Origin of the sequence: Mucilaginibacter sp. R-33 (assembly GCF_049949235.1) — a bacterium.
GTDB lineage: Bacteria > Bacteroidota > Bacteroidia > Sphingobacteriales > Sphingobacteriaceae > Mucilaginibacter.
The window spans coordinates 176,504-201,988 of the sequence record NZ_CP188089.1 but is presented as its reverse complement, the minus strand read 5'-3'; the positions used below and the strand labels follow the sequence as shown (position 1 = coordinate 201,988).

At 43.8% G+C, this 25,485-nt stretch carries 23 protein-coding genes; 14 read left to right on the top strand and 9 right to left on the bottom strand.

Features of this window, described 5'->3' with window-relative positions:
• Window positions 1–66 precede the first annotated feature (66 nt).
• Window positions 67–2,283 carry a putative Ig domain-containing protein gene (locus tag ACP26M_RS00985; RefSeq protein ID WP_426585352.1) on the bottom strand — a complete coding sequence of 739 codons (2,217 nt, stop codon included), beginning with the start codon at window positions 2,281–2,283 and terminating at the stop codon, window positions 67–69.
• A 296-nt stretch (window positions 2,284–2,579) separates the two neighbouring features.
• On the opposite strand from ACP26M_RS00985, the gene ACP26M_RS00980 reads away from it, so the two are divergent.
• The 8 genes from ACP26M_RS00980 (at window position 2,580) to ACP26M_RS00945 (ending at window position 9,478) form a co-directional block, all read left to right on the top strand.
• Complete coding sequence (locus ACP26M_RS00980) at window positions 2,580–2,942, top strand: hypothetical protein (RefSeq protein ID WP_354486154.1); 363 nt, start codon at window positions 2,580–2,582, stop codon at window positions 2,940–2,942.
• A gap of 111 nt (window positions 2,943–3,053) precedes the next feature.
• Window positions 3,054–3,419 (top strand): hypothetical protein, encoded by a 366-nt coding sequence (locus tag ACP26M_RS00975; protein ID WP_426585350.1) that lies wholly within the window; start codon window positions 3,054–3,056, stop codon window positions 3,417–3,419.
• A gap of 241 nt (window positions 3,420–3,660) precedes the next feature.
• Window positions 3,661–4,020, top strand: coding sequence for a hypothetical protein (locus tag ACP26M_RS00970; RefSeq protein ID WP_426585348.1), 360 nt, complete (start codon window positions 3,661–3,663; stop codon window positions 4,018–4,020).
• Between the two features lie 142 nt (window positions 4,021–4,162).
• Window positions 4,163–4,534, top strand: coding sequence for a hypothetical protein (locus tag ACP26M_RS00965; RefSeq protein ID WP_426585346.1), 372 nt, complete (start codon window positions 4,163–4,165; stop codon window positions 4,532–4,534).
• Between the two features lie 338 nt (window positions 4,535–4,872).
• Complete coding sequence (locus ACP26M_RS00960; RefSeq protein ID WP_426585344.1) at window positions 4,873–7,230, top strand: TonB-dependent receptor; 2,358 nt, start codon at window positions 4,873–4,875, stop codon at window positions 7,228–7,230.
• Window positions 7,231–7,233: 3 nt separating this feature from the next.
• Window positions 7,234–8,682, top strand: a complete 1,449-nt coding sequence (locus tag ACP26M_RS00955; RefSeq protein ID WP_426585342.1) for a PepSY domain-containing protein — start codon at window positions 7,234–7,236, stop codon at window positions 8,680–8,682.
• Between the two features lie 3 nt (window positions 8,683–8,685).
• Window positions 8,686–8,907 carry a heavy metal-binding domain-containing protein gene (locus ACP26M_RS00950; protein WP_426585340.1) on the top strand — a complete coding sequence of 74 codons (222 nt, stop codon included), beginning with the start codon at window positions 8,686–8,688 and terminating at the stop codon, window positions 8,905–8,907.
• A gap of 277 nt (window positions 8,908–9,184) precedes the next feature.
• Window positions 9,185–9,478, top strand: a complete 294-nt coding sequence (locus ACP26M_RS00945; RefSeq protein ID WP_090528337.1) for a hypothetical protein — start codon at window positions 9,185–9,187, stop codon at window positions 9,476–9,478.
• Between the two features lie 13 nt (window positions 9,479–9,491).
• Here ACP26M_RS00945 and ACP26M_RS00940 read toward each other — a convergent pair whose 3' ends face one another.
• A complete protein-coding gene (locus tag ACP26M_RS00940) occupies window positions 9,492–10,730 on the bottom strand; it encodes a DUF3179 domain-containing (seleno)protein (protein ID WP_426585337.1) in 1,239 nt (412 codons plus the stop codon).
• 125 nt (window positions 10,731–10,855) lie between these two features.
• Window positions 10,856–11,650, bottom strand: coding sequence for an acetolactate decarboxylase (budA, locus tag ACP26M_RS00935; RefSeq protein WP_426585335.1), 795 nt, complete (start codon window positions 11,648–11,650; stop codon window positions 10,856–10,858).
• A 137-nt stretch (window positions 11,651–11,787) separates the two neighbouring features.
• On the opposite strand from budA, the gene ACP26M_RS00930 reads away from it, so the two are divergent.
• From ACP26M_RS00930 to ACP26M_RS00920, 3 genes are all read left to right on the top strand, one after another.
• On the top strand, window positions 11,788–12,498 hold the full coding sequence (locus ACP26M_RS00930) for a DsbA family oxidoreductase (RefSeq protein ID WP_426585333.1): 711 nt from the start codon (window positions 11,788–11,790) through the stop codon (window positions 12,496–12,498).
• A gap of 120 nt (window positions 12,499–12,618) precedes the next feature.
• Window positions 12,619–13,356: a hypothetical protein gene (locus ACP26M_RS00925; RefSeq protein WP_426585331.1), complete on the top strand. Its 738-nt coding sequence runs from the start codon at window positions 12,619–12,621 to the stop codon at window positions 13,354–13,356.
• 191 nt (window positions 13,357–13,547) lie between these two features.
• Window positions 13,548–14,786: an MFS transporter gene (locus tag ACP26M_RS00920; RefSeq protein WP_090528348.1), complete on the top strand. Its 1,239-nt coding sequence runs from the start codon at window positions 13,548–13,550 to the stop codon at window positions 14,784–14,786.
• Here ACP26M_RS00920 and ACP26M_RS00915 read toward each other — a convergent pair.
• Window positions 14,749–15,036 carry a hypothetical protein gene (locus tag ACP26M_RS00915; protein WP_426585329.1) on the bottom strand — a complete coding sequence of 96 codons (288 nt, stop codon included), beginning with the start codon at window positions 15,034–15,036 and terminating at the stop codon, window positions 14,749–14,751. The two genes, ACP26M_RS00920 and ACP26M_RS00915, sit on opposite strands and share 38 nt — an antisense overlap.
• Window positions 15,037–15,131: 95 nt before the next feature.
• Here ACP26M_RS00915 and nhaA point away from each other — a divergent pair, with 95 nt between their 5' ends.
• A complete protein-coding gene (gene nhaA / locus ACP26M_RS00910; protein ID WP_426585327.1) occupies window positions 15,132–16,439 on the top strand; it encodes a Na+/H+ antiporter NhaA in 1,308 nt (435 codons plus the stop codon).
• A 72-nt stretch (window positions 16,440–16,511) separates the two neighbouring features.
• Here the strand turns inward: nhaA and ACP26M_RS00905 are convergent, their stop codons facing one another.
• From ACP26M_RS00905 to ACP26M_RS00885, 5 genes are all read right to left on the bottom strand, one after another.
• Window positions 16,512–17,636, bottom strand: coding sequence for a glycoside hydrolase family 26 protein (locus ACP26M_RS00905; RefSeq protein WP_426585325.1), 1,125 nt, complete (start codon window positions 17,634–17,636; stop codon window positions 16,512–16,514).
• Window positions 17,637–17,680: 44 nt separating this feature from the next.
• Window positions 17,681–18,904, bottom strand: a complete 1,224-nt coding sequence (locus tag ACP26M_RS00900) for an AGE family epimerase/isomerase (RefSeq protein WP_426585322.1) — start codon at window positions 18,902–18,904, stop codon at window positions 17,681–17,683.
• A gap of 14 nt (window positions 18,905–18,918) precedes the next feature.
• Window positions 18,919–20,115 (bottom strand): glycoside hydrolase family 130 protein, encoded by a 1,197-nt coding sequence (locus ACP26M_RS00895; RefSeq protein WP_426585320.1) that lies wholly within the window; start codon window positions 20,113–20,115, stop codon window positions 18,919–18,921.
• Between the two features lie 11 nt (window positions 20,116–20,126).
• Window positions 20,127–21,959 carry a sodium:solute symporter family protein gene (locus ACP26M_RS00890; protein ID WP_426585318.1) on the bottom strand — a complete coding sequence of 611 codons (1,833 nt, stop codon included), beginning with the start codon at window positions 21,957–21,959 and terminating at the stop codon, window positions 20,127–20,129.
• Between the two features lie 257 nt (window positions 21,960–22,216).
• A complete protein-coding gene (locus tag ACP26M_RS00885) occupies window positions 22,217–23,095 on the bottom strand; it encodes an AraC family transcriptional regulator (protein WP_426585316.1) in 879 nt (292 codons plus the stop codon).
• A gap of 813 nt (window positions 23,096–23,908) precedes the next feature.
• Here ACP26M_RS00885 and ACP26M_RS00880 point away from each other — a divergent pair.
• A complete protein-coding gene (locus tag ACP26M_RS00880; protein ID WP_223266281.1) occupies window positions 23,909–24,673 on the top strand; it encodes an MlaE family ABC transporter permease in 765 nt (254 codons plus the stop codon).
• An 11-nt stretch (window positions 24,674–24,684) separates the two neighbouring features.
• On the top strand, window positions 24,685–25,458 hold the full coding sequence (locus tag ACP26M_RS00875) for an ABC transporter ATP-binding protein (protein ID WP_091166784.1): 774 nt from the start codon (window positions 24,685–24,687) through the stop codon (window positions 25,456–25,458).
• Window positions 25,459–25,485: the final 27 nt, after the last annotated feature.

Below are 25,485 nucleotides of genomic sequence, written 5' to 3'. Positions count from 1 at the left end.
CTGCTCATCGGGGATTGCTTCGTACCTCGCAACGACGCGTGTTTTTTATCTCCCTACCCTAAATCCTTACATAACCCTAATAAGCTTTACGCCATGCGGTGGGATTTTGAAAGTGTATTTGTGGTTAACCGCTATCAGGTATTTCTGTTCCCAAACATCGCGGGCTTTGGTAAAGCCTTTTAACAGCTTGTCATTAGCTTCCAGGTTAACAGTTTGATATTTATCAGATGTGTTAAAGAAACCTATTGCTTTTTCATCTTTAGTAAGCTCTTTTACCCAAATCTGCTGCTCATCTGTTTTAGAAGCCTGTCTTGCACCTTTGCCTAAGGCATCCTGGTCAATAGCCAGTACTTCATCATTGGTTAACAAGCTAAGCGTAAACCTGTCCAGGTGCCCCATATCGCAGCCGATTAACAATGGCGCAGACAGCAGGCTCCATAAACTGATGTGGGTATATTGCTCATCATAGGTTAAACGGCTATTGTGCAGACTTGGCCCCCAGCCTACTTTGCCAACAACCAGCATATCCGGATCATTAAAATGCCCCGGACCAGCGTAAGGCGAAGCTGGATCCTGGTTAAAGCCAATATCGCTCATGCTTCTCCAGGTATCCTGGATATCGCCGGTGGTACGCCAGCTGTTACCGCCGGTTTCAGCACCCCATTTCCAAACATCGCCCCAGCCGTACTGGCAAAAACTAAACATAATATCGCGGTTTACCTTATTTAAAGACATCCGCATTACTTCATATGGTTTCTTAAGTGCAGGCAGGTCGGGATGCGGAGGGGTAACTTCCGAGTAGGAGCACCAGTCGTATTTTAAATAATCAAAACCCCAGTCGGCATAAGTTTTGGCGTCCTGGTCTTCATGCTGCCAGCTACCCAAAAAGCCGCCGCAGGTGCGCGGACCAGGCGATGAATAGATCCCGGTATGCAGGCCAAGGCTGTGTACATAATCAGTTAAACCTTTCATATCCGGAAACTTACTGTTAGCAACAATGGCACCATCGACAGCACGGTTTTCCGCCTCCCAGCCATCGTCGATATTGATATAGTTCCAGCCATAAGCACTTAATTTCTCCGACATTTCTTTAGCCGAGATCTTTACCTTTTCATCATTAACACTCAAGCCCCAGGCATTCCAGCTGTTCCAGCCGAGGGCCGGGGTAAGGCCAATTTTATCGCCAATGCTAATAGTTAGTGTTTTGGTTTTATTGCCTAAGCTATTGGTAACCGTAAGCGTTACAGGATAATCTCCCTTTTGGCTTACCACACCCGAAATGATACCGGTTTTAGCATCAAGCGTTAAGCCGGCAGGCAAGCCCGCAGCTTTATAGGTAAACGGCTTTTTACCGGTTGCCGGGATCAGATAAAGGAAAGGGTTACCCGGCCTTGCACCGTAAACATCGGCACCATTAATTTTTGGTTTGGCCGATGGGTAAGGCGTAAGAATATAGGGTGTAGTTTCTGTTTTAACAATTTGTTTACCCGATTTTTGATCGGTAAAGGTATAAGCGATGGTATATGATTTTTTAGCTAACCGGGCTATCACAAACGAATAGGTAAAAGGCTTGCCGGTGGTAAAGTTTGCAGGGTTTGTTTTTTCGTAGATCACCGCGCCCGTTTCAGGATCGGTAACTTTAAAAGCCAAAGTACCCTGGTACTGGTATTTATTGGTGGTTACCAATTTGACTGATTTGGCCAGGCTGTTGTTTTCCTGGAAAGTAAAATCGCCATCGGTATTAACTGTAACGTGATCCATTACATCGGCCATGGCAATAGAAAAGTTATCGCCGTAAATACCGCCATCTCCTCCGGTATCATAAATGCGGATGGCCAGCACATTTTCTTTATCCCACAAAATTGCCGGATCTGAAGCCGGGATACTATAAGTGCGCGGGCCGTAATGGCCATCTTTAATGTTTCCGCTGTGGCCACCATATTTAGCGATCAGCTTTCCATTCAGGTATACCTCGTCATTATCATCAACACTGGCCAGGCTTAAGCGGAGACTATCCTTTAAATAGGCTTTCTCCTTAAGCGATGAAGGGATCACTACGTGGATACGGTACCAGCCGAAGCCATCGTAATTAGGATGTCCCTGCGGTTCCCAGGAATGGGCTACATCAATGTTTTGCCAGTTTTGATCGTTAAAAGTTGGGGACGACCATTGGGCAGAATCACCCACAGCAAATTTCCAGCCTTTGTTAAGCTGAACATCCTGAGCCGAAGCGCCCAGATATGTACCACCCAACAATAGCAATGCGGTAAAAATTTTCTTCATTATTATAGGTTGTTTAAAAGTGAAAAGCGAAACAGGATTTCGCCCGGTTAGTATGCAGATTTAAAGGTACAATGATTTTGAATAATTGGAAATGTATCATTAACATTTATTTAGAGATAGTCAAAAAATGCCCCTAAATACAAGTGAAAGTAAAAAATTGAACCCGGCGTTAACTACCAGGCTATTGCAGTACAGTTTTTGTTCATCAATCGATAATACTACCGGCAGTAAATTTAATGTACAGTTTACGTTCTGGTTTAATATCGATTTTACATTTACCGGTGAAAACAACAGCTATGAAAAAGACTTTTTTAACCTTAGCCCTTGTAACAGTTTGTATTGCGGTTTGCTTTGCAGCCATTGCCGGAATTGCCGGAAAGTGGGAAGGCAAGCTTGAAACAGAAACCGGAGAAGTTTACCCACTACTTTATAATTTTCAGATTGATGGGGACAAACTAACCGGCACAGCCAAAACACCTAAGGGCGATATGCCGATTGAAGACGGCAAAATAACCGGCGATAGCTTTAAATTTACGGTAAGCATCGAAGATATCCACATTGCCCATACAGGCAAATTCTATGGCGATTCGGTAGGTGTTGATATTGAAGCCAATGGCTCAAAAGTACATAGCACTTTAAAAAGAGCGCAACAACCTTAATTTCCTGATTTAAGAATTACATGATTTTTAAATTCCACACCATAAAATATCATATAATCATTTCATCCTATAAATCAAGGTGCTTATATTTATAAACCAAAATTCACATTTATGAAAAAAAAGATTTTTACTACTACGCTATTGGTAAGCTGCTTTATGATATGTCTTGCAGCTATAGCTGATCTTAACGGCAAATGGGCAGGCAAGCTAATCACAAGCGACGGCCAGGAATATCCACTGCTTTATAATTTTAAGGTTGATGGCGATAAACTGACTGGCACAGCCTTAACTCCGGAAGGCGATGTTGACATTAAAGAAGGTAAAACAAATGGTACCGACTTTTCATTTACAGTAGCCACCAGCGGTATCGTGATACCTCATACAGGCAAATTCATGGGCGATTCGGTTAGCGTTGAGCTGGATATCAATGGCTCAAAAAGCAGCTCCGTATTGAAAAGACCGGTTGAGAAGAAATAATTTTCAAATAAGATCGTCATGCCGAACTTGTTTCGGCACCCCACTTTCCAAGTGCAGCTTTGCATGGCCTACCTGCCTATGGGATCCTGAAACAAGTTCAGGAAGACGTGAATAAAAACATTAAAAAAGAAAAACCTTGCTAATGGGCAAGGTTTTTCTTTTTTAATTTAAACTTAAAGGCAACAAAATTGTATATAGTTTAAATTACGGCATATAGGCATCTGCTTAAACTATATCAACAATGAAAAAAGAGTTCCTGGTGATCAGTGCGTTTGTTATTATTACCGCTTTCAGTTTTATTTCGATGGTCGATATTAACGGCAGATGGATAGGTTCGCTAACGCTTCCGGGCGATGATCATTTTCCCTTAAGCTACACTTTTAAGGTAGACAGCGGCAAACTTACCGGCACCGCCCATGCGCCACAAGGGGATGTGGCTATTACCGACGGCATGATCAACGGCGATAATTTCTCTTTCAGTATCCCGGTGCCGGGAGGCAGTTCGCCCCATACGGGTAAAGTTTATCAGGATTCCATTGGTATGGACCTGGTTTACAAAGGCCAGCACCTGCATGCTACGCTGAAAAGGGATAAGTCTTAAGTCGAAAGTTCTAAGTCTTTAGTCATGAGTAGTGCGGCAATTTTTCAGGTCAAAAGTCAGATTATTGTATGACTTATAGATTGAGACTATAGACTTTGAACTAAATATTGCGTATTAAACCCACAGGGCGTACCTTTGCGCCATGCTGCAACGTATTACAGCCTATTTACTCATCTTTTCACTGATCACGGTCAACTTCTCGCGTTTTTTTATTTTCGCGGGTTTTGAGCTGAACAGGAATTACATTGCCACCAAGCTTTGCGAAAACAGGAACAAACCCTGGCTCCATTGCGATGGCAAATGCTACTTCGCGAAAAAGATCAAACAGGCAGAGGACAAGCAGGCCAGCGACGAAAGGCAGTCGCAAAAGAGCCTCTTTCAGGAGGTTTATTTCATCAGCTCAACTGATGTTAAATTCCACTCCAGCCTGTTGCAGGTTATTTCAACCCCTTACACCCCCACCGTACCGGCCGATCGCCCGGCTACGATATTCCAGCCTCCGCAGTTAGGATAATCATTTCATTTTTATTGGTTTTTGATTGATGGTATGGTGTGAAAACTATGTCATTGCGAGCGAAGCGTAGCAATCGCATGCTTTACAGAGTAAGCTTTTTTATCTTTTGCGATAGGATCGTATCTGCTACGTATGATCGGATTTAAACATTCCGTCATTGCGAGGTACGAAGCAATCCCAAACTGTACCGAGAGCCTTGCATAGCCACCCTCCTGATCGGGGATTGCTTCGTACCTCGCAATGACGGGTAGAAGACACCTTTACACTCTCCCATCAATCAACCCACACCCTACTCTACCCATTTTTACACCGGGAAGCAACTCCCGTAATAATATATAATGAAACGATATTTAATCCTATTTATAACTTTTATACTCGTTAAAACCCTGGCCTTCGGCCAAACTACTATACAAGGCACCGTTACAGATGCCAATACCCATGAAGCCATCGCGGGTGCATCAATTTGCAATGCCGATGCTGCTACAGGTGCAAAGCTTGGCATGACTAACGCCAAAGGGCACTTTAGCATCAATGCACAAGACGTTAACCGGCTTAAATTTGCCATGGTTGGTTACAGCGCACGCATTATTGAAGTATCTGCCATAAAAGGCCAAAAACTTGACGTTGCCTTAGAGCCTTCAACTGTAGATCTGCAACCTGTTGTAGTAACCGCCAGCCGCGAAGGCCAGGCCAGGCAAGACGCCCCTATTGCCATCAGTAAAATCAATTCCACCCAAATTAAGGATACCAAAGCCACTGCCCTTTATCAGTTGCTGAACAAGGTTGCAGGTGTTTACATGGTGAACCTGGGTAACGAACAGCATACCATGGCCATCAGACAACCTATTACCTATAACGCACTCTATTTGTATATGGAGGATGGTGTCCCTATCCGCCCTACAGGCATCTTCAACCATAACTCGCTGTATGAGATCAACATGTCGGGCGTTAAGGATATCGAAGTGATCAAAGGGCCGGCATCATCGCTTTATGGCAGTAACTCCATTGGCGGCGCGGTTAATTTTATTACCCAGGGACCGCCTACAGGTTATGCAGGCAATGTTGCTGTTCAGGGTGATAATTACCATTACCGTCGTGTTGATGCCGATGGTGGTTTCACACAGGGCAAATTTGGCTTATATGTAGGCGGATATGTTGCCCACCAAGCTGATAGCTGGCAGGATTATTCTGATTTTGACAAGTACTCGGCCAATTTTAAAACTACCTATGATTTCAGCGCCAAAACTAAACTTACCACTTCAGTTGCTTATAATTATCTGAACACCCAAACTCCGGGTAGTTTGGACAGCGCCCGGTTTTATGACCGCAGCTACGGCTCCAACCAACGTTTCACCTATCGCAAGGTAAAATCGTTTCGTGCCGGCACCCGTCTGGATCATCAGTGGAGTGATAAGAACAGCACATTTGTGACGCTGTTTTTCCGCAACAACTCAACTGCGCAGCTGCCAAGTTATTATATCTCTGATGTGCGCGACGCTAACGGTGTTTACAAAAGCAGCAACGGACAAGTAAATGATCAAAAATTCAACAGCTACGGTTTACTCGCACAGCACCGGGTTGATTTTGATTTCCTGCATTCGAGGCTGATTGGCGGTGTTTATATGGATGATAGCCCGAGTTCATATTATGCCCAATATCTTGATATCACCAAAGATGTAGCCAACAACTACTACACCGGTTTCAGTAATACAGGCAGGTACATTGATAATTACAAGATCAAGTTGTTCAACACAGCGGCTTATGTCCAGTATGAAGTCAAGCCTACGGAAGCATTAAGAATTGTAGGCGGTTTACGTTATGACAGGGTTCATTACAATTTCGATAATGAGATCCCGGCCGGACAAACCAAGTATAAACAACAGGAAACCAACAATTTTAATATCGTTGCTCCCAAATTGGGCATCACCTATAACTTTGGCAATAACAAAGGTATTTACGCCAACTATAGCGTAGGTTTCCAACCACCAGAGACAGGTGATTTGTACAGTTCACGTCAGCTTACCCAGCTTAAACAGGCCACTTTTGATAATTATGAAGCAGGTGGCTGGTTTTCGGCGTTTAACAAAAAGTTGTATTTTGAGTTGAGTGTATTCGACCTGGAAGGCCATAACGAAATCATTAACCAATTGCTGCCGGATAACACTACCCAGAACCAAAACGCAGGTGCAACACGTCACCGGGGGATTGAATACTCGGTTACTGTGGCCCCGGTTAAAGAGCTTACCTTCAGGTTTAGCGGCACCAATGCCAAACATACCTATGTTGAGTACAGCGAGGTGACCACCAATTACACAACCGGCACCAACACGGTAACCAACTATGATGGCAAACGCATGAACAACGCGCCAGCCTGGATTGCCAACTCCGAGCTCACCTACAAGCCGCAGTACCTTCCGGGTTTCAGGATAGCAACAGAGTGGCAGCACATCAATCAATACTACACCAACCCTGCCAATACCAAAACTTACTCAGGTTATGATATTTACAACCTGCGCCTGGGTTATGATGTAAAAAGCAGCGTATTAAAAGGCGCGGGCATCTGGTTTAATGTGCTTAACTTAACCAATAAGCTTTACGCTACAACAGTAACCAGCAGCCAGTACAGCGATACTTATAATGCCGCGCCGCCACGTACTTACACCCTGGGCATCAGTTATTCATTTTCAAAATATTGATCAATGGCATCAGCAACAGTAAAAAGCAACTTTTATAAATGGCACCGGGTGCTGGGCTTAACAGCCCTCATCCCGGTGATCTTCTGGACACTGAGCGGTCTTTCACACCCATTCATGTCAAACTGGTTCAGGCCTTCAATTGCGGAGGAAGTGTTCAAACCATTGCCTCAAAGCCAGATGAACCCTGTGCTCAGCATCCAGCAGGTATTGGATAAAAATAATATCTCCGTTATCCGGAACTTCGGACTGATTAACTTTAATCACAACACCTATTACCAGGTGCTGGATAAAGATAGCGTGTACAATTACTACTCAGCCAATGATGGGGTATTGTTAAAAAATGGGGATAAGCTATATGCCACTTATCTTGCCCGCTATTTTACGCAGGATTCGACATCTAACATTAAAAAGATCGATCTGCAAACAACGTTTGATGGGCAATACCAGCCCATCAATCACCTTTTGCCTGTTTGGAAGATCAGCTTTGACCGTCCCGATGGCATGGACATTTACATTGAAACCAGTCAGAGCCGCATGGGTACATTTAATAACAACACCCGCAAAGCTTTCCTTCGGTTGTTTGAGCAGTTCCATACCTGGCAGTTTTTGGCTGATATCGGCGGCGATACTTTCCGAAATGTAGTATTACTCATCATCATGACGGTAATGCTGTTCGCCCTCATCAGCGGCTTAACTGTTTATGGTTTAATGTGGAAAAAGTTTAAATCCATCACTCAAAAGCGAAAAGAAAATGGCGGTGAGGACAAGCGCATCGTTCATCGTTATCACCGGCAGATAGGCCTTATTGTTTCCTTTGTGATGTTTACTTTTGTGATCAGCGGGGCTTTTCACATTGCCGTAAAATTGTATAACACCGAAACACCAAAGCCTGATTATGAGCAGGTGATCGACAGGAAACAGTTGGCTATTTCCAACCTTCAGCTTCCTGTTACCGACAGTATCATCAAAAGGATAGCCGTGGTTAACTTTGGTGGCAACAGCTATTACCAGGTAACTGATAATAAAAAGCAGATCTCCTACTTCAACACCTTAACCGGCATAGAACAAATTAATGGCGATGAGGATTATGCCCGCTCTTTAAGTACTTATTACCATACCCACCAGGATCCTGACAAGTTTTATGGCAGAGTAAACGTTAACCAGGTAAAGCAGTTTGATAACGAGTACGGTTTCATCAACAAACGCCTGCCGGTTGAGCGGGTAAGTTATGCCGACGGCAGCAATTGGTATATTGAAACTACCTCATCAAAACTGGCTGCAAAAGTTGCAGGAATTGACAGGGCCGAAGGGCTTTCTTTTATATTTTTACACAAATATTTCGGCATGACCTGGGCGGGTAAGGATATCCGCGATATAGTGAGTATGCTGGCCGCTTTAGGTGTGCTGGTAGTATCGTTATTCGGGTTGGCCTCATTCATCAAAAACAAATAATCAATGAAAAAAAGCTTTATCATTTTAGCCTTAGCCGGCATGGCCCTTGGCGCCTGCAACAGTGCGGTTAAAAGCACCGGCAAAACCGACAGTACCTCAACCGTAAAGAAAAAAGGCAAATACACCTGCACCATGCACCCCGATCTTACCTTTGATAAACCCGGCACCTGCCCTAAATGCGGCATGGCCCTGGTTGAAAGGGATACTACAGAGGATAAGAAATAGTAAAAGAAAAAATGTCATTGCGAGGAGCAGCATAGGCCAACGCAATGGGGCGACGCGGCAATCTTGTAGCTATACAGGGCGGCAATGCATTAGCTAAGAGATTGCCACGCTTCGCTCGCTATGACATATTTTTAAATCTTTCAGCTTGCACACACTGAAAACGTCCTCAATTTCTATCCGTAACAATTACAGCTTCCACCCGTCTCATACTTACAAACAATACAACTTATATCCTGTTATACCCCCTGTTACAAATAAATCACTAATTTTGGCGCTGATGAAAAAGGTGGAAGTATTAAAAATGATTGACCTGGTTGAAGAGATCAAGAAACTTGATGATCTCATACAACAAAGCCGAAAGAAAAAAACTTCTGACTTTGTGATCAACCAGTACGAGGCAAAAAAACTTAAGCTTATTGGTTCAACCATCACTGAACTGGCTTCCGCTCCCATTCAATCCATCGAAAGCTACCAGCTTATTCAAAAGATCCTGAATAAGTATTACCCCAACATTTCTGAAGAAGCTCTGCTTAATGACGATGACATCAGCAAAATAGCAACCGCTATTTAATTAAAGATGCTTGTTAAAAAGGCGGGTAAATGGATGCCGTTTGCTCCAGCGATTCATCGCCTTTCCAAAACACGGTACCGGGATGAAAATGTTTCCATGAGTGCCAGTATTCCTGGTAGGCCTGAATTTTAGCAAGGCGCTGCCCTTTTTGCAAACCTGCCAGGCATAAGCCGTCCCAATCCCAAACCGAAGCGGTTTCCTCGTCGGTAAGCATGCCTTTATCATCCAGTTTAAAATGAAGGGTTTTACCGCTTACTGATGTATTCCAGGCATGATAGCTGAGGCTGTCCTTTTCAATGCCAATAAGCAGTGAACTTTTGTTCAACTCGTCGTTTAACAGGCGTTTGGCGTACATGTGGCGCCAGTCGTAAGCTTTGGCTTTGCCGTTTATGATCACACCAATTACCCAGCTTTTACGCATCAGGGAATCTTTGTTTTTTATAGTGCTGTCGCGGTCGATAGCCTGCACACGGTCATAGTTTTTCAGGTCGGCATAGTCTGCGGTGTATAGCCTGTCGGGTTGTAAAATGAGCGTTTCGGGATGTTTCTGTAACCAGGCCGCCAGGGTTAATTGCTCATAAGGCAGCTCGGTTAATTGTTTTCCTTTCAGCTCCCCAACAGCCGCGTTACCGGTTGCCTGGTACCACCAGGTTTTGGTGTTTTCATCTTCAATTATGGCATTGTAGTGCCTTGCCCCAACCAGCCTGAAGTTTTGCCTTACTCCGTTTATAACCGGACTGTAAACCCTGCCCGTACGGCACATGGTGCAATAAGTAACCAAAACAGGTTTATCGCCTACATCGTCCTGCAGTTTATGATGATAGCCCAGGTAGATGAGCGGATAAGCCTTGGCTACACCGTTGTTTACAACACCCACTACCAGGTAGCTTAGCGGCACCCTGTTTTTTAATCCGTTGGCAAAAACAGCTTTTGTGGTTTCTTTAAACATGGTTTCGGCCTTATACATATAATCGGTTATGTAAAAGCTGCCTATACAAAGCACAAAAACAGCGGCTTTAACAGCCTTTTGTTTAAAGGTATTTTTAGCGTAGAATTTAAACAGGTACCAAACAATGAATAGCAAGCCAATCAAGCGCAGCGGCATGATCACCTTTTCGAGATAATAACACAGGGTTATGGCATTCAGATCCTGGCTGCCGGGAAATGGCATGAGCAGGTAAGCATGAACAAGGCCGGGCACCACCAGTAAAATGATACCTATCCAGAATATTTTAGCACTGTTCCATCTCATGCTTATTCAATAAATCTTCAGCGTTGGGCTGTTACCTCAATAAGTTTATAATTGGTTTATAATTTCCTAATTTATAAAAATTTACATATTACAAAAAATTATCGCCCAAATAAAACGATCGGCAATTATTGCTTTTTTCCATTCTCCACGCTTTTGATCTCTTCCTTGCGGTCTTTCTTAAAGTCAAAGCTGTTAAATTCCGGCGTTTGCGGCAGGTCAATGGTATAGCTTGTTAACGTTTCAACTTCAATGGTGATATCATCTGCAAGCAAATCAATGATATGGCCCCCACCGGTTTTATCATCAGATAAAAAATGGAAATGGTAGCCGCTGATATGTGCTCCTTCCATCAGTGCGGGGATCTTAAAACCCATGAGATCGCCTTTGATGTGCTTAAAATCAAAAAAATGCTGCCTGTCAAGCATCGCCGCCAAGGGCACATAAGGTTTATCAACCGGCGGGAAAGCCCTTGTTTTAACCATACTAAAATTTCCTTTGATGTGGATAGCGTAGATCCCGTTCTGGTTGGTTAAGATACTGTCGAGATAGCTAAACAGTGCCGATTTAGATAAAGGCTTATTACACTTATATGTTTTTTCGGCATGAAAAAAGCAAACCACAGCATAAGGGGTTTTGCCGGTATCGGCAAGTTGGGTTGTTTTACCCGTTGACTGGGTTTGATAAAGCTTGCCGTTAAACACCATGAGCTCGCCATCAAGCCTGCCTGGGGCGCCCAAACCAAAATCACCGTGTTGTTTTAATTGTTTATACTGATAATAGGAATCATACAAGCCGCCAATAAAGCCTGCAGCATAACCTGCGCTGAATAAATTTTTATCTGTTGTTTTTTGTTGTGCCGATGTTTTAAGGCTTGTAAAGATCATTAAGAGCGAGAAGCATCTCAGGCATAAATTCTTCATGAGGGGGACGTGTTTTTAAAGCCATAAAAGTAGCTCAAAAATCACTCTGGCATCTAACGAAGCCTGTTAAATTTTACTTTGCCCTTACGGGGTTAAGAATTACAGGCCTTAAATTTGTTTAAACATTTAAAATGGAAATGATGAAAGTAGAAATATGGTCGGATGTGATGTGCCCGTTTTGTTATATAGGCAAACGCAGGTTCGAGGAAGCGCTGGCCGGCTTTGAAGGCAAAGAACAAATTGAGATAGAATGGAAAAGCTTTCAGCTAAACCCCGATCTTAAAACCAACCCCAATATCAGCATTAACCAGTACCTGGCCGATATAAAAGGATGGACGCTTGACCATGCCGAACAGATGAACGATCATGTTACCCAAATGGCGGCACAGGCGGGCCTTACCTATAATTTCAGCAAATCGGTTGTGGCTAATAGTTTTAACGCGCACAGGTTAGCTCATCTGGCCAAAAAACATGGATTGGGAGACGCTGCCGAAGAAGCTTTGTTCAGGGCATATTTTACTGAAGGCCTCAATATTGATGATACCGAAACCCTTATTAAAATGGGCACGGCGATTGGCCTGAACGCTGAAGAAATTAAACAAACGCTTGAAAGCGACACCTACGCCGACGATGTAAAACATGATATTGCCGAAGCTCAATATTTAGGTGTGCGTGGTGTTCCGTTTTTTGTAATGAACCGCAAATATGCCGTATCAGGGGCACAGGAAGTGGCCGTATTTAAAGATACCCTTGCAAAAGCATTTACCGGCTGGCAGGAAGAAAACCCCAAACCAGCGTTTGATACAATCGAAGGCGAATCATGCAGCCCCGATGGCGACTGTAAATAATTGAAAAAATTGTAAACCTTTCTTAACATTATTTGTATCAAATAGTTTTTCTCCTACGTACAAAGAGCTAAAATACTTATATTTAAACCGTAAAACCATAAACTATCACTCTTTGTATATATGAAAAAAATTTACTGCAAAGTAATTACCCTTCTTTTAATAGCAGCTTCGGTAAGTAGCTGCAAACTTGACCCTCCTCTCGGCCCGGATAAAGAAACAAAAGCTATTGACGTTGTCCCTGCTACAAATACAGGAACGGGCACTGGTACGGGAACCGGGACAGGCACTGGTACGGGAACCGGGACAGGCACTGGTACAGGAACCGGGACAGGCACTGGTACAGGAACCGGGACAGGCACTGGTACAGGAACCGGGACGGGCACGGGAACTGGTACAGGCACCGGGACGGGGACAGGTACAGGAACGGGCACAGGAACAGGAACCAGCACTGCCGACGATGGATCTGATTACCCAGCTACTTCGCAGGGAACCATCTCCTACCAGGTTGATGGGGGTGCCAAGGTTGTAAAGAGCGGCCCTATGCTTACATCTATCGATCAAAGTCCGATATCTACTACCGGAACTACTATGATTTCGTACATCAATGGTAATGGTTCGGACATATTTCAGTTAGGAGCCAATACAGTGGTCGCAGGCACCTATGATCTAATAGATTTGAATGTTAATTTGGGTGCAAATATAGATGCTACTTTTTTGGGTGGCAAAGTTAAGTTTACAACGTTAAATCATTCAAGCGCAAGCAAAGGAAATGCAGTAGGTACTTTCAGGGCTGAGTTTAAAAACCTGAGTACCGGTATATCATATGTCGTTGTTGGCTCCTTCAATGTAAAAACTTAACAATATAAAACAAGATTATAGAAGCGTTCGCTTTCAGTCAATTACAGGCTAAGCGAGCGCTTTTCCATTTATATAGTGTTTAATTCACCTAAAAGTAAAAAACGATTTAGCTTATTAAAAGTACAATTAATTGCCTTATATTTGTGGCAATTAACCATAGTGTCATTTAGACACTATGGCAATACTAAAACATGAACAATTTCCCGCAAAAAACAGATATCATTAACAAACTAACGCTCCGCATTGCCGTGGGTGCTATGTTTTTTATGGCGGGGTTAAGTTTCTCCAGCTGGGCATCGCGTATTGCTACTGTTCAGCAAAATTTAGGTTTATCAGATGCCGGTTTGGGTGCCGTGTTATTTGCCCTGCCTGTAGGCCTTATGTGTTCCCTGCCTTTTTCGGGCTGGATCATCACCAAAATAGGCAGTAAAAAACTCGTTATCGCCGCGCTATTGGTTTATGCTGCCGCATTGGTGAGTTTAGGCCTCGCACAAAATACGTTTCAACTTATCATCTGCCTGCTATGCTTCGGCTTTGCAAGCAATTCTGTAAACATTGCGGTAAACACGCAGGCAGTGGCTACCGAGCAGCTTTACCAGCGGCCCATTATGGCTTTTTTTCACGGACTGTGGAGCCTGGCCGGTTTTACCGGAGCAGGTATAGGCACGTTCATGATAGCCAACGGCATTATCCCTTTTCATCATTTTTCATTAATGCTGATCGTGATAGCGATTGGCGTGGCCGTAGCTGCCCGTTATCTGAAAGATGATAAAGTAACCGATTCCGGGCCTGTATTTGTAATGCCCGATAAATCGCTCATCAAATTAGGTATCATAGCCTTCTGTTCCATGATTTGCGAAGGCGCCATGTTCGACTGGAGCGTGATCTACTTCAAAAAAGTGGTGCTGGCTCCCGAGGCGTTGGTTGGCATAGGCTTTACTACATTCATGTTCACCATGGCAGGCGGACGTTTTGTGGCCGATTGGTTTGCTCACAAGTTTGGCTTAAAACGCACCTTACAGGTTAGCGGCTCATTAACCGCAATGGGTTTGTTAATAGCCGTAGCTTTCCCCTATGTTTATACGGCCATGGCAGGCTTTTTACTGGTTGGTGCAGGTGTATCATCTGTAGTACCAATGGTATACAGCGCTGCCGGTAAATCAAAAACTATGTCGCCGGGCGTTGCACTGGCTGCAGTATCAACTATTGGTTTTATGGGCTTTTTAGTCGGTCCGCCGGTTATCGGTTTTATAGCAGGAATTGCTACCCTCAGGGCCTCTTTTATCCTGATTGCCTGTATGGGAATTTCGGTAGTAGTGGTATCAACAATGGCCAAAATTGATTCGGATAATACCAAAGAGGAATTACCCAACGAAACAACAACCGTTGATTTTAGTCCTCCTGTTCCAAATCCGCAGCGGCAGGATTAAGCAGGTATTCAAACTGCTCGTACCCGTTGTGAAAAATAAACTTCAGCCTTTCCTTCGGTAAATTAATATCCAAAGCCATCAGCGCAAGCGTTTCAGGCAGGTTATCCCTTATCAGTTTAAGATCCGTAACATGCGGCATCTCCACAAAAATATCATCTCCCTGGGGCTTGATCTCCCAACCATTTAAATGAGCGTTTTTCAATGTATTTATCCATTTTTGCTGATAGTTATTCATAATATCCGGTTTCATTGATAAATGTTTTATGGCCGGGTTTTGTTTTAATACGATGTAATCGGCAGATCATCTCACCAAAAAATCAAACTTAATCCCTATTTTAGGCATCTATGAAACAAAGCTACCCTATTGATAAAATCACGCAGCCGGTAAGCAAATTTATAAACCAGGAACATACCGGCGGCATAGTGCTTTTTATCAGCGTAATTGCGGCTATCATATGGGTAAACTCGCCTTTTCGGCACAGTTACCACCAACTTTGGGAACTCAAACTATCGCTCGGTTTTGATAAATATGTTTTAAACCATCCCCTGCACCTTTGGATCAACGACGGCCTTATGGCTTTGTTTTTCTTTGTGATAGGCCTCGAGTTAAAACGCGAGTTCATGGCCGGCGAACTATCCTCTGTAAAAAAAGCTTCATTACCGATGTTTGCCGCGTTGGGCGGAATGCTGGTGCCTGCTTTCATCTTTTTCCTTTTTAATACCGGTAAGCCATCGGCCCATGGCTGGGGGATTCCGATGGCTACAGATATAGCCTTCGCGCTGGCTTTACTATCTATGGCGGGCAAACATATTCCATCCTCTGTAAAAGTTTTCCTATCAGCATTGGCCGTTGCCGATGACCTCGGCGCTGTTTTAGTTATTGCTCTTTTTTACAGCAGTCACATAGCGCTTGTGCCGCTTACCTTTGGGGTTTGGCTGCTGGTGCTGCTGCTTATCGGCAATAAAATGGGGATCAGGAGTACCGCTTTTTATTTGATCATAGGCTTCGCTGTTTGGATAGCTTTTTTACTTTCAGGCGTCCACGCAACTATTGCGGGTGTATTGGTGGCTTTTACTATTCCAGCACGTACCCGCATCAGCGAGATCAGTTACACCCAATCTGTAAAGCAATACCTTACCGATTTTGAAAACGAGCAGCCCAACAACAGTACGCTTATAACGCCCGAACAGCACCACATTATTGATAAAATAAAAAAGCTGAGCCTTGACGCCGAAACACCGCTGCAAAAAATTGAACACATCCTGCATCCCTGGGTAGCTTTCGTCATCATGCCGCTTTTCGCTTTAGCCAATGCCGGGATTATTGTTAGCCATGACTTTTTCTCGTCACTGGCCAACCCTGTTAGCATGGGTGTGGCTACAGGCCTGCTTGCCGGCAAGTTTACAGGTGTATTGCTCTTTACCTGGCTCATGGTAAAATTTGGCGCACAATTACCCGCAGGTTCATCCTGGAAACAAATGACAGGTGTGGCTTTGCTTGCAGGCGTAGGTTTTACCATGTCCCTTTTTATATCGGCACTGGCCTTTGATCATGCCGAAATGATTGACCAGGCCAAATATGGGATCCTGTTAGCGTCCTTGCTGGCCGGGATATCGGGGGTAGCTGTTTTAAGCAAAAAGTCGAAGGCTTAAAGCATAAAGCCAAAATGAATGTATTATCCACCTCCTCTATGAACCATGAACTATCATCCATGAACCGCAAGGCTACTGCTTCCAATTTGGCTTACCATAAATGCCCAGTGGTGTTATGCGGTTTTGGAAAATGGTTTGCGGGCTATTATAAAACTTTATAAAATCACCGGCGCTGGTTTGGCCGGGGTATGGAACGTAATAATGATGATCGTTTCCGTTGCGCCATGCCATTACGTAGGATACTTTATGCTTAGCGAGGGTTTGCAGTATTATATCCGTCCACCAGTTGGACATGGGGACACCTTCATAGCCGGTTTCGGGCAGGCATGTTATTTTATGGTGTTTTACAGCGATGCCATCAACAATGGCAAGGCGTTGATCCAGCTTAGCTTGAAAACGCTCAACGCTTTGCGTACAATAATTATCAAAGCCTATAAAATCCGCGTAAGCATCGCCGGGATAGCGTTCCAAAAACTCATATTCCGATTCAAAATCAGCCGCCGAATATACGATGAGCAAGTTATGCAGCTTCTTTTTATCCCGCAGGTAATCGATAGTAAAACGCCACAGGGCTTTAAATTCATCGGGGGTACAGGTGTTTTTGCACCACCAAAACCAATTGCCCGTAAGCTCATGAAATGGCCGGAACAATATCGGGATAGCCTCGCCTTCCGGGCCTTTCATTTCAGCTAAATAATTGGCCGCACGATCAAGATATCCAACATATACATCATGAAACGCGCCGCCGGGGATAAGATCTTTTACGGTATGCTGCGTGGTATCCCAGGCGGTTTTGCCATTGACCGGGTTATCCATATGCCAGCAAAATGTATTGATGCCGCCGCGCGCATAAACATCTTTAACAAACCGCTTCTGCTGTTCAAAGGCGATTCCGTTAATATCGTGAATGCTGTCGTGCTCAATCCTGGCCAAATCCCAGCCATACAGGGCCGGGTATGATCCGGTAACACTCTTAACATCTGAGCGGTCCGGTTCATTACGCCATCCCACACCATAAGCCAGGTCATCGTGGTGACCAAATATTACCCCCACGTTAAGCAGGCGCTGCATACTGTAAAAAAGCTGCCGGGCTTCGGTTGTGGCATGTTTATCGGCAGGTTCAAACAGCTGCGCCATAGCGGTTGAACTATGGATCAGCAGGTATAAAACAGCAATCCTTCTAAAAAATTTTATCATATTCACTGCCGCTAAGTTACACCATTTGAAGGCCTGCTTTGTCGCTAATTTATCGGGCCTATACGCCTGATAATTTCAATACACGCACGGCTGTTATGATAGGGGCATTTCCAAAGCCCTGCTTTGTCCTCGCCGGGCATAATACTGCCATCGGCTTTGATACCCCAAAACCATTCACCGTTTTGTTTATCCAGTATTTTATCTTTTATAAAAGCCCAGTTTTTAAGGACCAAGTGAAAGTATTTATCACTACCGCTAACCTGCCAGGCGTTGTAAAAACCTACCATAGCTTCGGCCTGTACCCACCAGTGTTTTTCTTTGATGAGGTGATCATCCGCCGGTTCATATTCATACCATAAGCCACCATCAACGTCTAAACCCTGTATAGTTGCTTCTGCTATCGCGATGCAAGTGCTGCTGACCCTTGTAATCATTTCATGATTGCCGATAACTTCAGCGGCCTCCAGTAAAAGCCATGTAGCTTCAATATCGTGCCCATACGATATGGTTTCCGACCGGCGGTTCCAATCCTCATCAAAAAACAGCACGAGGTGCCCGGTTCCAGCATCAATAAAATGATCAAAAAAATTATTGATCAGGGTTTCAATCTGCTGTTTAAGTCCGTCATCGGGCCAGATGCGGTACAGGTTGGTATAAGCTTCCAGTACGTGCAGATGGGTGTTCATGGTCTTTTTCTCATTGGCATCCTTAGCGCTTAGCCTAAGATCGCCGAGCGGCTGCCAATCGCGCGTGAAAGCTTCGAAATAACCCGTTTTATCGTTGTCGTAGCTTTTATCAACCAAAAGATGATAGAGGCCGATGGCTTCCTCCTTTACTCTTTCCGATTTCGAAGCTATATGATATTCACTCAGCGCGTAAATGGTAAAGGCATTGGCATATACCTGTTTTTTTGTATCCAATATATCGCCTTTGTAATCAACCGACCAATACACGCCGCCAAACTCATCATCAACAAAATGAGCTTTGATATAATCATAGGCCCGCTTAGCTGCCTGTAAATAAGCTTCATCGGGGGTTTGATTGTAAGCAGCAGAAAAACTCCACAGGATCCTCGCGTTTAAGACCGAACCTTTGTGGGCACCGGGAGTAGCCTGGTTATCATTGTTGATCTTGCCAAAAAAACCACCATTTACTTCATCTACAGTATGATTGAGCCAATAATTGAGGATATTTTTCAGCTCACCTGTTAGCTCATTGCTGAAGATAACGAGTTGATCTTTTGAAACAGTATTTGATGGTTGAAGCATGTTTAAATCTCTGTTCAGGCGCTGGCTCCCTGTAATTGGCTTAAAGCTTTATTTTTATCGATAATATTGTACACTGCCTGTACCGATGAGGCTGAACGCAAACCATCGGCCGGTGTGTTCATGGCATAGTCTATCAGTTTATCAATTGTGGTGATGGCTACATGCATGCGGGTATCTGAGGATGCATAATAAACATAAACAGATCCGTTATCGTCAGCTATCCAGCCGTTACAGAACACCACATTGGATACATCGCCGATACGCTCCTCACCGACCGGTGCCAAAAAATAACCTGCTGGTTGGTAAAGTACTTTAGTAAGGTCATGAAGGTCGGTCATAAACATGTACAACACATAACGTAAACCAGCAGCTGTATTGCGTACGCCATGCGCCAGGTGCAGCCAGCCTTTTTCCGTTTTGATTGGCGCCGGGCCCTGGCCATTCTTGGCTTCGTAAACGGTATGGTAGCTTTTATTGTGAATGATTGTTTCATGGTCAACAACCGCGTGCTCCATAGTATCGCACAAGCCAAAACCTATTCCACCACCGGTCCCTGCACTGATAAAACCATCCTGCGGACGGGTATACAAGGCATACTTACCATCAACAAACTCGGGGTGTAATACCACGTTGCGCTGCTGGGGCGAGTTGGTTTTCAGATCGGGCAGGCGCTCCCATTTTACCAGGTCCCTGGTGCGCGCGATACCGCAGGCTGCTATCGCCATCGACTGATCATATGACGGAGCTTCGGGGTCACGGCGTTCGGTACAAAACAGGCCATAGATCCAGCCATCTTCATGCTGGGTAAGGCGCATATCGTACACATTGGTATCGGGCTCATCGGTTTGGGGCAGTTCAACCGGGTAATCCCAAAATTTAAACCCATTGATCCCATCAGCACTTTCGGCCACAGCGAAAAACGATTTCCGATCGGCGCCTTCAACCCTCGCTACCATCAGGTATTTGCCGTTAAACTTTATAGCGCCGGCATTAAAAACCGCGTTAATACCAAAACGTTCCATTAAATGAGGGTTGGTTTTAGCATCAAGATCATATCGCCACTCAAGCGGGGTATGGGCGGCAGTAAGCACAGGATATTTAAACCGGCAAAAAATACCGTTGCCTGTTTCCTCAACCTGGTTTTGCCGGTTAATCAATTGCGCTTGTTCGGCCTGTAGTTGAATGAGCCTTTGGTTAAATTCCTGCGTCATATAGTTTTTTATCAATAGTCTTTTAATTTATTCCACCATGTTTTTTTCAGTATGGTAATAGTAACCACCAGTATGGCTATGGTAACTATGAGCGATGCTTTTTGTGCCAGTATCAGGTACATGGGCAGTATGGTAAGGCAGCATTGTGTAATAGTACCGATAACCACGTTGAACATGTTTAGCTTAAAGTTTTTGTTAGGCACAAATGATGGATTTTTCTCCATTACCAAAGCCTTAACAGGCCCCCAAAAGCCCCACGGCCTTACGGTGGTATAAAACGACCGCAACACGGTCATATCCGTTGGCGCTGTAGCGTACGAGCCGATAACCGAGCCCCCCAGCGAGATGACAAACAGCACCGGGAACCAGTACAACAGTTGGATCGAAGGGATAATAAGCGAGAATATCATGGCTGACAAAATCCCCGAAAGCATCCCGTAAAAAAAACCGTTGGCATTAAAGCGCCACCAATGCCATTTAAGTACGTTACTGGCTATATAACCGCCATAAAGTGCCGATACTATCCATTGCAGCACACTGTTCACATCCTTTACAAAAAAGCCGAGTATCACGCCTACCGCTACCACAAAAACCCCCACCATGTAATTGGCGGTGATGATTTTTTTGGTAGATGCCTTCGGGTTGATGTATTTGAGGTAGATATCATTCACAATATAAGCCTGCGCCGCGTTCATGGTACCGCTAAAGGTGCTCATGAAAGCCCCAAGCAAACCGGCCAGCAGCAAGCCAACCAAACCAACGGGCAAAAAGTTGTTGATCACGGCCGGCAGGATGCGTTCAAAATCAATAGCCCCTTTGGCGTCTTTCAAATCCATTTGGTGATAAAAAAGTACACCCAGGATAGTTAAACTCACAATAAGCGAATAACGGATAGGCAGCAGGATGATATTTACAAAGCCGCTCATTTTGCTGGCCTCTTCGGGCGAGCGGGTGGAGAGGATCTTTTGCATATCATAATTAGGCGCGGGCCCGGCAACTGCCGCGAAGAAACCTTTAAAGGTCATCATCATGAAAAACAGGCCGAACAGCGAATAACCATCTTCTTTGATCTTGTTATTTACCTCGTTGATGATTCCCGTCCAGCTGAGGCCCAGATTTTTACCAAAAAAAGGGCTATACCAGCCATCGGGCACATTGAGGTGGTTGCCGCTGAGTTTGCCTGCAGCTATGAAACTGATCCACACGCAGGCTACGGTCATAATGCCGTACTTGATCATATCGCCCAGTACAATACTATGCATGCCGCCTATGATAGAATAAAACATGGCAAATAGCGTAAATATGATCCCGTACATATGCGGCACATACTGAGGCGCAACGTGGAAGGGCACGTAAGCTTTAACCAGGTCCCACGGGATAAATATTTCAATGAACTTGCCCAAACCAATAAATCCGTAGGCTAAAAAGCCAAAACAGCTTAACAGCGCGAAAGCGATAACTACCACATTTGAACCTGTTACCCCCGGCCCGGTTTTACCGAAGCGGGTTGCCAGCCATTCGGCCCCAGTAGCGGCGTTTGACCGACGCAGCCAACGCGACAGGTACATCATCAAAAACACCTGGTTAAATACCGGCCATAGCCAGGGGATCCAGATGCTCTTCATACCATAAACAAAGCACAGGCTTACCATCCACATGGTGCCGCTGATGTCGAACATATCGGAGGCATCGCTTAAACCCAGTTTATACCAGGGTAAAGATTTGCCGCCCAGCATGTAGCTTTCCTTATTTTCGCGGGCTTTTTTACGGTACCATAAACCAATAAAAATGGTGCTCAGCAGGTATAAAACTATAATGGCAACATCAAGTAAGTGTAACTTCATCTTGTCTGATTTTGTCTGAACCGGAATTTTTTGAATTAAATAATTGTCAGAATACTACAATCCTGGTTTAAAAATGGCCAAATACAATAAATTCGACGAATTCATAAATTCCAAAAATTCGAGTTCAGACACCTAACTGTCATTACTCAAAATTGAATTTATTATCAGCAACTTTATAATACTTTTTTAACCTTATATTTAACTTTATCGATAGGCTGATACATTTTTAACCAACCATAAAGCCAAATAAATACCAGTTAAATAAATACGCGGTTTCCGGTATAGGTTTCCCTGAATTCTTTGGGAATACACATTTTTTTACGCTTAAAGATCCTGTTGAAATTGGAGATATTATTAAAGCCGCATTTATAGGCAATTTCGGCCACGGTGGTTGTGGAGTCAATAAGCATCCTGGAAGCATGCCCAAGCCTGATCTCGTTCAAACTGTCAATAAAGGTTTTGCCCGTGCGCTTTTTGATAAACCTGCTAAATGAAGCCTCGGGCATATTGGCAATTTTAGCTACTTCGGCAAGGGTGATTTGCTTGTTATAGTTAATATTCATGTGCTCAAACACTTTTTCGATGCGGCGGCTGTTGTAGTAAAACTTCTCATTTGTAAAGCTTGGATCCGACAGCATTTTCATATTGCGGGAAATTGACAGGTCATGAAGAATGGACAGAAGCTCTAATACGGAGTCAAAACCGCTCTTTTTATCCAATTGCATAATCCTGTCTTTAAGCGCGTAAATGGTTTCCGATGAGAAAGAAACCCCCCTTTGCGAGCGCTCGAGCATGCTTTTTACAAAACTTAACTGATTTCGCTTCAGAAACTTTTCATCAAACAGATCCTTATGAAACTGAATTGTAACCTCGGTTATATCTTCGCTTTGACATTGGTGCGTAAACCAGGCATGGTATAAGTTTGGGCCTATCAGCGCCAGCTCCACTTCTTCAATAACCTCAATATGGCCACCTACCACCCTTTTGGCCCCTTTGGCGTTGATAATTAAATTAAGCTCGTATTCGTCATGATAATGAAGCGGAAAATCAAATTTCTTTTTTACCCTCGAAAAAATAGTAAAACAATCACTTGGCGTTAGCGGAGTTATCTCCCGCATTACATTACTTGTCGTCATAGAATCCCAAAAAATAAGTTTACTAATTAATGATACTAATTTAACACTTTTATATTTTCAAAATGTCAATTAAACAATTAATTATTGATTTTCGTTACCTCATTGTGTATTATGCCCCTTACAGCACCTAACCAATTAAAATGTGCCTGTAGGTTTAACGTTAGTTATATGGCAAAATCAAAGTTCGCCCCAGTTAATATCAAGCCGTGAAAACTCAAATGAATTTGGCAGCGCGTTTTAAAATGCCCGGCAATACTGTATAATATAAGGCAACTTATCAAAATTTTACACTTCATTAACTAATATTTTGGGGGCTGTACTGCGCTATATAAATTTTAACTTTTAGGTTTGCAGACAAATTGGTTTAAACATTTAACCCAAACGGTCAAAGGTTTATTTAGCCGTAATTTAATCTGTCATTAATACTGTATTGATAATTTGCCGGCAGAGATTTTGGCCGGCCTTTTTGCTACAGCATTTTTATAATTGATTTAGCATCAAATGTACTTTTAATGCACGGGCAAGATATAATACTTTTTTTTCATTATTTAGTTTTAAATTACCAAAAACGTTTAAATTACTACTGTAAACACTCAAAATAAAGCATCGGCACCTAATACTTTTATGTCATTTTATTAATTAAACAAATTCTTTTTAAAACGATTTAAAAAGTTGCCCAAAGTATCTTAATGAAATAAAACACGGTACGGCAAACAAACACCTGCGGGTTTTGTAGAGTTACCATACGCATATACAAGTACATTTTTAATGGACAATACGCAAAGCATAACCAGGCATACAAACAAAAGATTCGTGAAGCTTAAACAAAGCCTGAGCGACTTTTTTTTAACGCTTTACCGGATAAACCAGTTTATCATCCGCTTTTTTAAAGAAGCTTTTGTACCACCTTTTGAACTTAAGGAAGTTATACGCCAGTGTTATGAAGTAGGTGTACGTTCATTTACCCTGATATCGGTTACGGGTTTTATTGTGGGGGTGATATTTACCAAGCAATCAAGGCCATCGTTATCGCAGTTTGGCGCCGAATCGTGGTTGCCTTCGCTGGTATCCATAGCCATCATGCGTGCGCTTGCGCCATTGGTTACCGCACTGATAGCGTCCGGAAAAGTAGGCTCAAGCATTGGCGCCGAGCTGGGGTCCATGCGCGTTACCGAGCAGATAGACGCGATGGAAGTATCCGGCACCAAACCATTTAAATACCTGGTATGTACCCGCGTACTGGCTACCACGCTTACTATTCCAATTTTATCAACCTATACAGGCTTTGTGGCTTTATTTGGCGGGTATTTAAATGTAACCATGAACGAAGGCACCACCTGGACAACTTTTATACAGGAAGTTTTTGAGCCGCTAACCTTTACCGATTTTGTGGCATCGCTTATAAAATCAATTGTATTTGGCTTTACCATTGGCATTGTGGGCTGCTACCAGGGCTATAATTCCAATAAAGGAACCGAAGGCGTAGGTAAAGCAGCAAACGGCGCGGTAATTACCGCTATGTTCCTGGTGTTTATTGAAGAAGTTATTATTGTACAGATAACCGGCTGGTTCCGCTAATTTATGGAGGTATGAAAAAGGCAGCAGTACAGACAGATCATAATAACCCGGTTATCAGCATCAGGGGCTTAAAAAAAGCTTTTCAGGATTATGCCGTGCTCCGCGGTATCGACCTTGACCTTTACCAGGGCGAAAACCTTGTGGTACTTGGCCGCTCGGGTACAGGTAAGTCAGTACTGATCAAGATCATATCGGGCCTGCTTAAACCCGATGAGGGTATGGTAAAGGTATTTGGCCAGGATATTGCTCATATTACCGAAGATGACTTACAGAAATTACGCATCCGTATAGGCTTTTCGTTTCAGAACAGTGCTTTGTACGATAGTATGACCGTGCGTAAAAACCTGGAGTTCCCGTTAGTGCGTAACAAACGTAACCTTACCCGCGGGGAGATCAATACCGCGGTTGAAACGGTGCTTGACGCGGTTGGACTTTCGCAAACCATTAACCAGATGCCATCCGAGCTTTCGGGCGGGCAGCGTAAGCGTATCGGCATTGCCCGCACGCTGATCCTGAACCCCGAGGTTATGCTGTATGATGAACCCACCGCCGGCCTTGACCCCATCACCTGTATCGAAATAAATGACCTGATTAACGAGGTGCAGCAGCGTTACAATACATCATCCATCATTATAACACATGACCTGACCTGCGCCAAGCAAACCGGCGACAGGATAGCCATGCTCTTAGACGGGCAGTTTCAGCGCACCGGTACTTTCGACGAGGTGTTTAACACCACCGATAGCCGGGTGAAACCATTTTACGATTACAACTTTATTGAATAACAACAATTAGATAAGATATACCATTAT

What these genes read in the sequence shown, in the direction of transcription:
- ACP26M_RS00985 (WP_426585352.1), bottom strand. Translation starts at nt 2,283, where the DNA reads ATGAAGAAAATTTTTACCGCATTGCTATTGTTGGGTGGTACATATCTG.
- ACP26M_RS00980 (WP_354486154.1), top strand. Translation starts at nt 2,580, where the DNA reads ATGAAAAAGACTTTTTTAACCTTAGCCCTTGTAACAGTTTGTATTGCG.
- ACP26M_RS00975 (WP_426585350.1), top strand. Translation starts at nt 3,054, where the DNA reads ATGAAAAAAAAGATTTTTACTACTACGCTATTGGTAAGCTGCTTTATG.
- ACP26M_RS00970 (WP_426585348.1), top strand. Translation starts at nt 3,661, where the DNA reads ATGAAAAAAGAGTTCCTGGTGATCAGTGCGTTTGTTATTATTACCGCT.
- ACP26M_RS00965 (WP_426585346.1), top strand. Translation starts at nt 4,163, where the DNA reads ATGCTGCAACGTATTACAGCCTATTTACTCATCTTTTCACTGATCACG.
- ACP26M_RS00960 (WP_426585344.1), top strand. Translation starts at nt 4,873, where the DNA reads ATGAAACGATATTTAATCCTATTTATAACTTTTATACTCGTTAAAACC.
- ACP26M_RS00955 (WP_426585342.1), top strand. Translation starts at nt 7,234, where the DNA reads ATGGCATCAGCAACAGTAAAAAGCAACTTTTATAAATGGCACCGGGTG.
- ACP26M_RS00950 (WP_426585340.1), top strand. Translation starts at nt 8,686, where the DNA reads ATGAAAAAAAGCTTTATCATTTTAGCCTTAGCCGGCATGGCCCTTGGC.
- ACP26M_RS00945 (WP_090528337.1), top strand. Translation starts at nt 9,185, where the DNA reads ATGAAAAAGGTGGAAGTATTAAAAATGATTGACCTGGTTGAAGAGATC.
- ACP26M_RS00940 (WP_426585337.1), bottom strand. Translation starts at nt 10,730, where the DNA reads ATGAGATGGAACAGTGCTAAAATATTCTGGATAGGTATCATTTTACTG.
- budA (WP_426585335.1), bottom strand. Translation starts at nt 11,650, where the DNA reads ATGAAGAATTTATGCCTGAGATGCTTCTCGCTCTTAATGATCTTTACA.
- ACP26M_RS00930 (WP_426585333.1), top strand. Translation starts at nt 11,788, where the DNA reads ATGATGAAAGTAGAAATATGGTCGGATGTGATGTGCCCGTTTTGTTAT.
- ACP26M_RS00925 (WP_426585331.1), top strand. Translation starts at nt 12,619, where the DNA reads ATGAAAAAAATTTACTGCAAAGTAATTACCCTTCTTTTAATAGCAGCT.
- ACP26M_RS00920 (WP_090528348.1), top strand. Translation starts at nt 13,548, where the DNA reads ATGAACAATTTCCCGCAAAAAACAGATATCATTAACAAACTAACGCTC.
- ACP26M_RS00915 (WP_426585329.1), bottom strand. Translation starts at nt 15,036, where the DNA reads ATGAAACCGGATATTATGAATAACTATCAGCAAAAATGGATAAATACA.
- nhaA (WP_426585327.1), top strand. Translation starts at nt 15,132, where the DNA reads ATGAAACAAAGCTACCCTATTGATAAAATCACGCAGCCGGTAAGCAAA.
- ACP26M_RS00905 (WP_426585325.1), bottom strand. Translation starts at nt 17,636, where the DNA reads ATGATAAAATTTTTTAGAAGGATTGCTGTTTTATACCTGCTGATCCAT.
- ACP26M_RS00900 (WP_426585322.1), bottom strand. Translation starts at nt 18,904, where the DNA reads ATGCTTCAACCATCAAATACTGTTTCAAAAGATCAACTCGTTATCTTC.
- ACP26M_RS00895 (WP_426585320.1), bottom strand. Translation starts at nt 20,115, where the DNA reads ATGACGCAGGAATTTAACCAAAGGCTCATTCAACTACAGGCCGAACAA.
- ACP26M_RS00890 (WP_426585318.1), bottom strand. Translation starts at nt 21,959, where the DNA reads ATGAAGTTACACTTACTTGATGTTGCCATTATAGTTTTATACCTGCTG.
- ACP26M_RS00885 (WP_426585316.1), bottom strand. Translation starts at nt 23,095, where the DNA reads ATGACGACAAGTAATGTAATGCGGGAGATAACTCCGCTAACGCCAAGT.
- ACP26M_RS00875 (WP_091166784.1), top strand. Translation starts at nt 24,685, where the DNA reads ATGAAAAAGGCAGCAGTACAGACAGATCATAATAACCCGGTTATCAGC.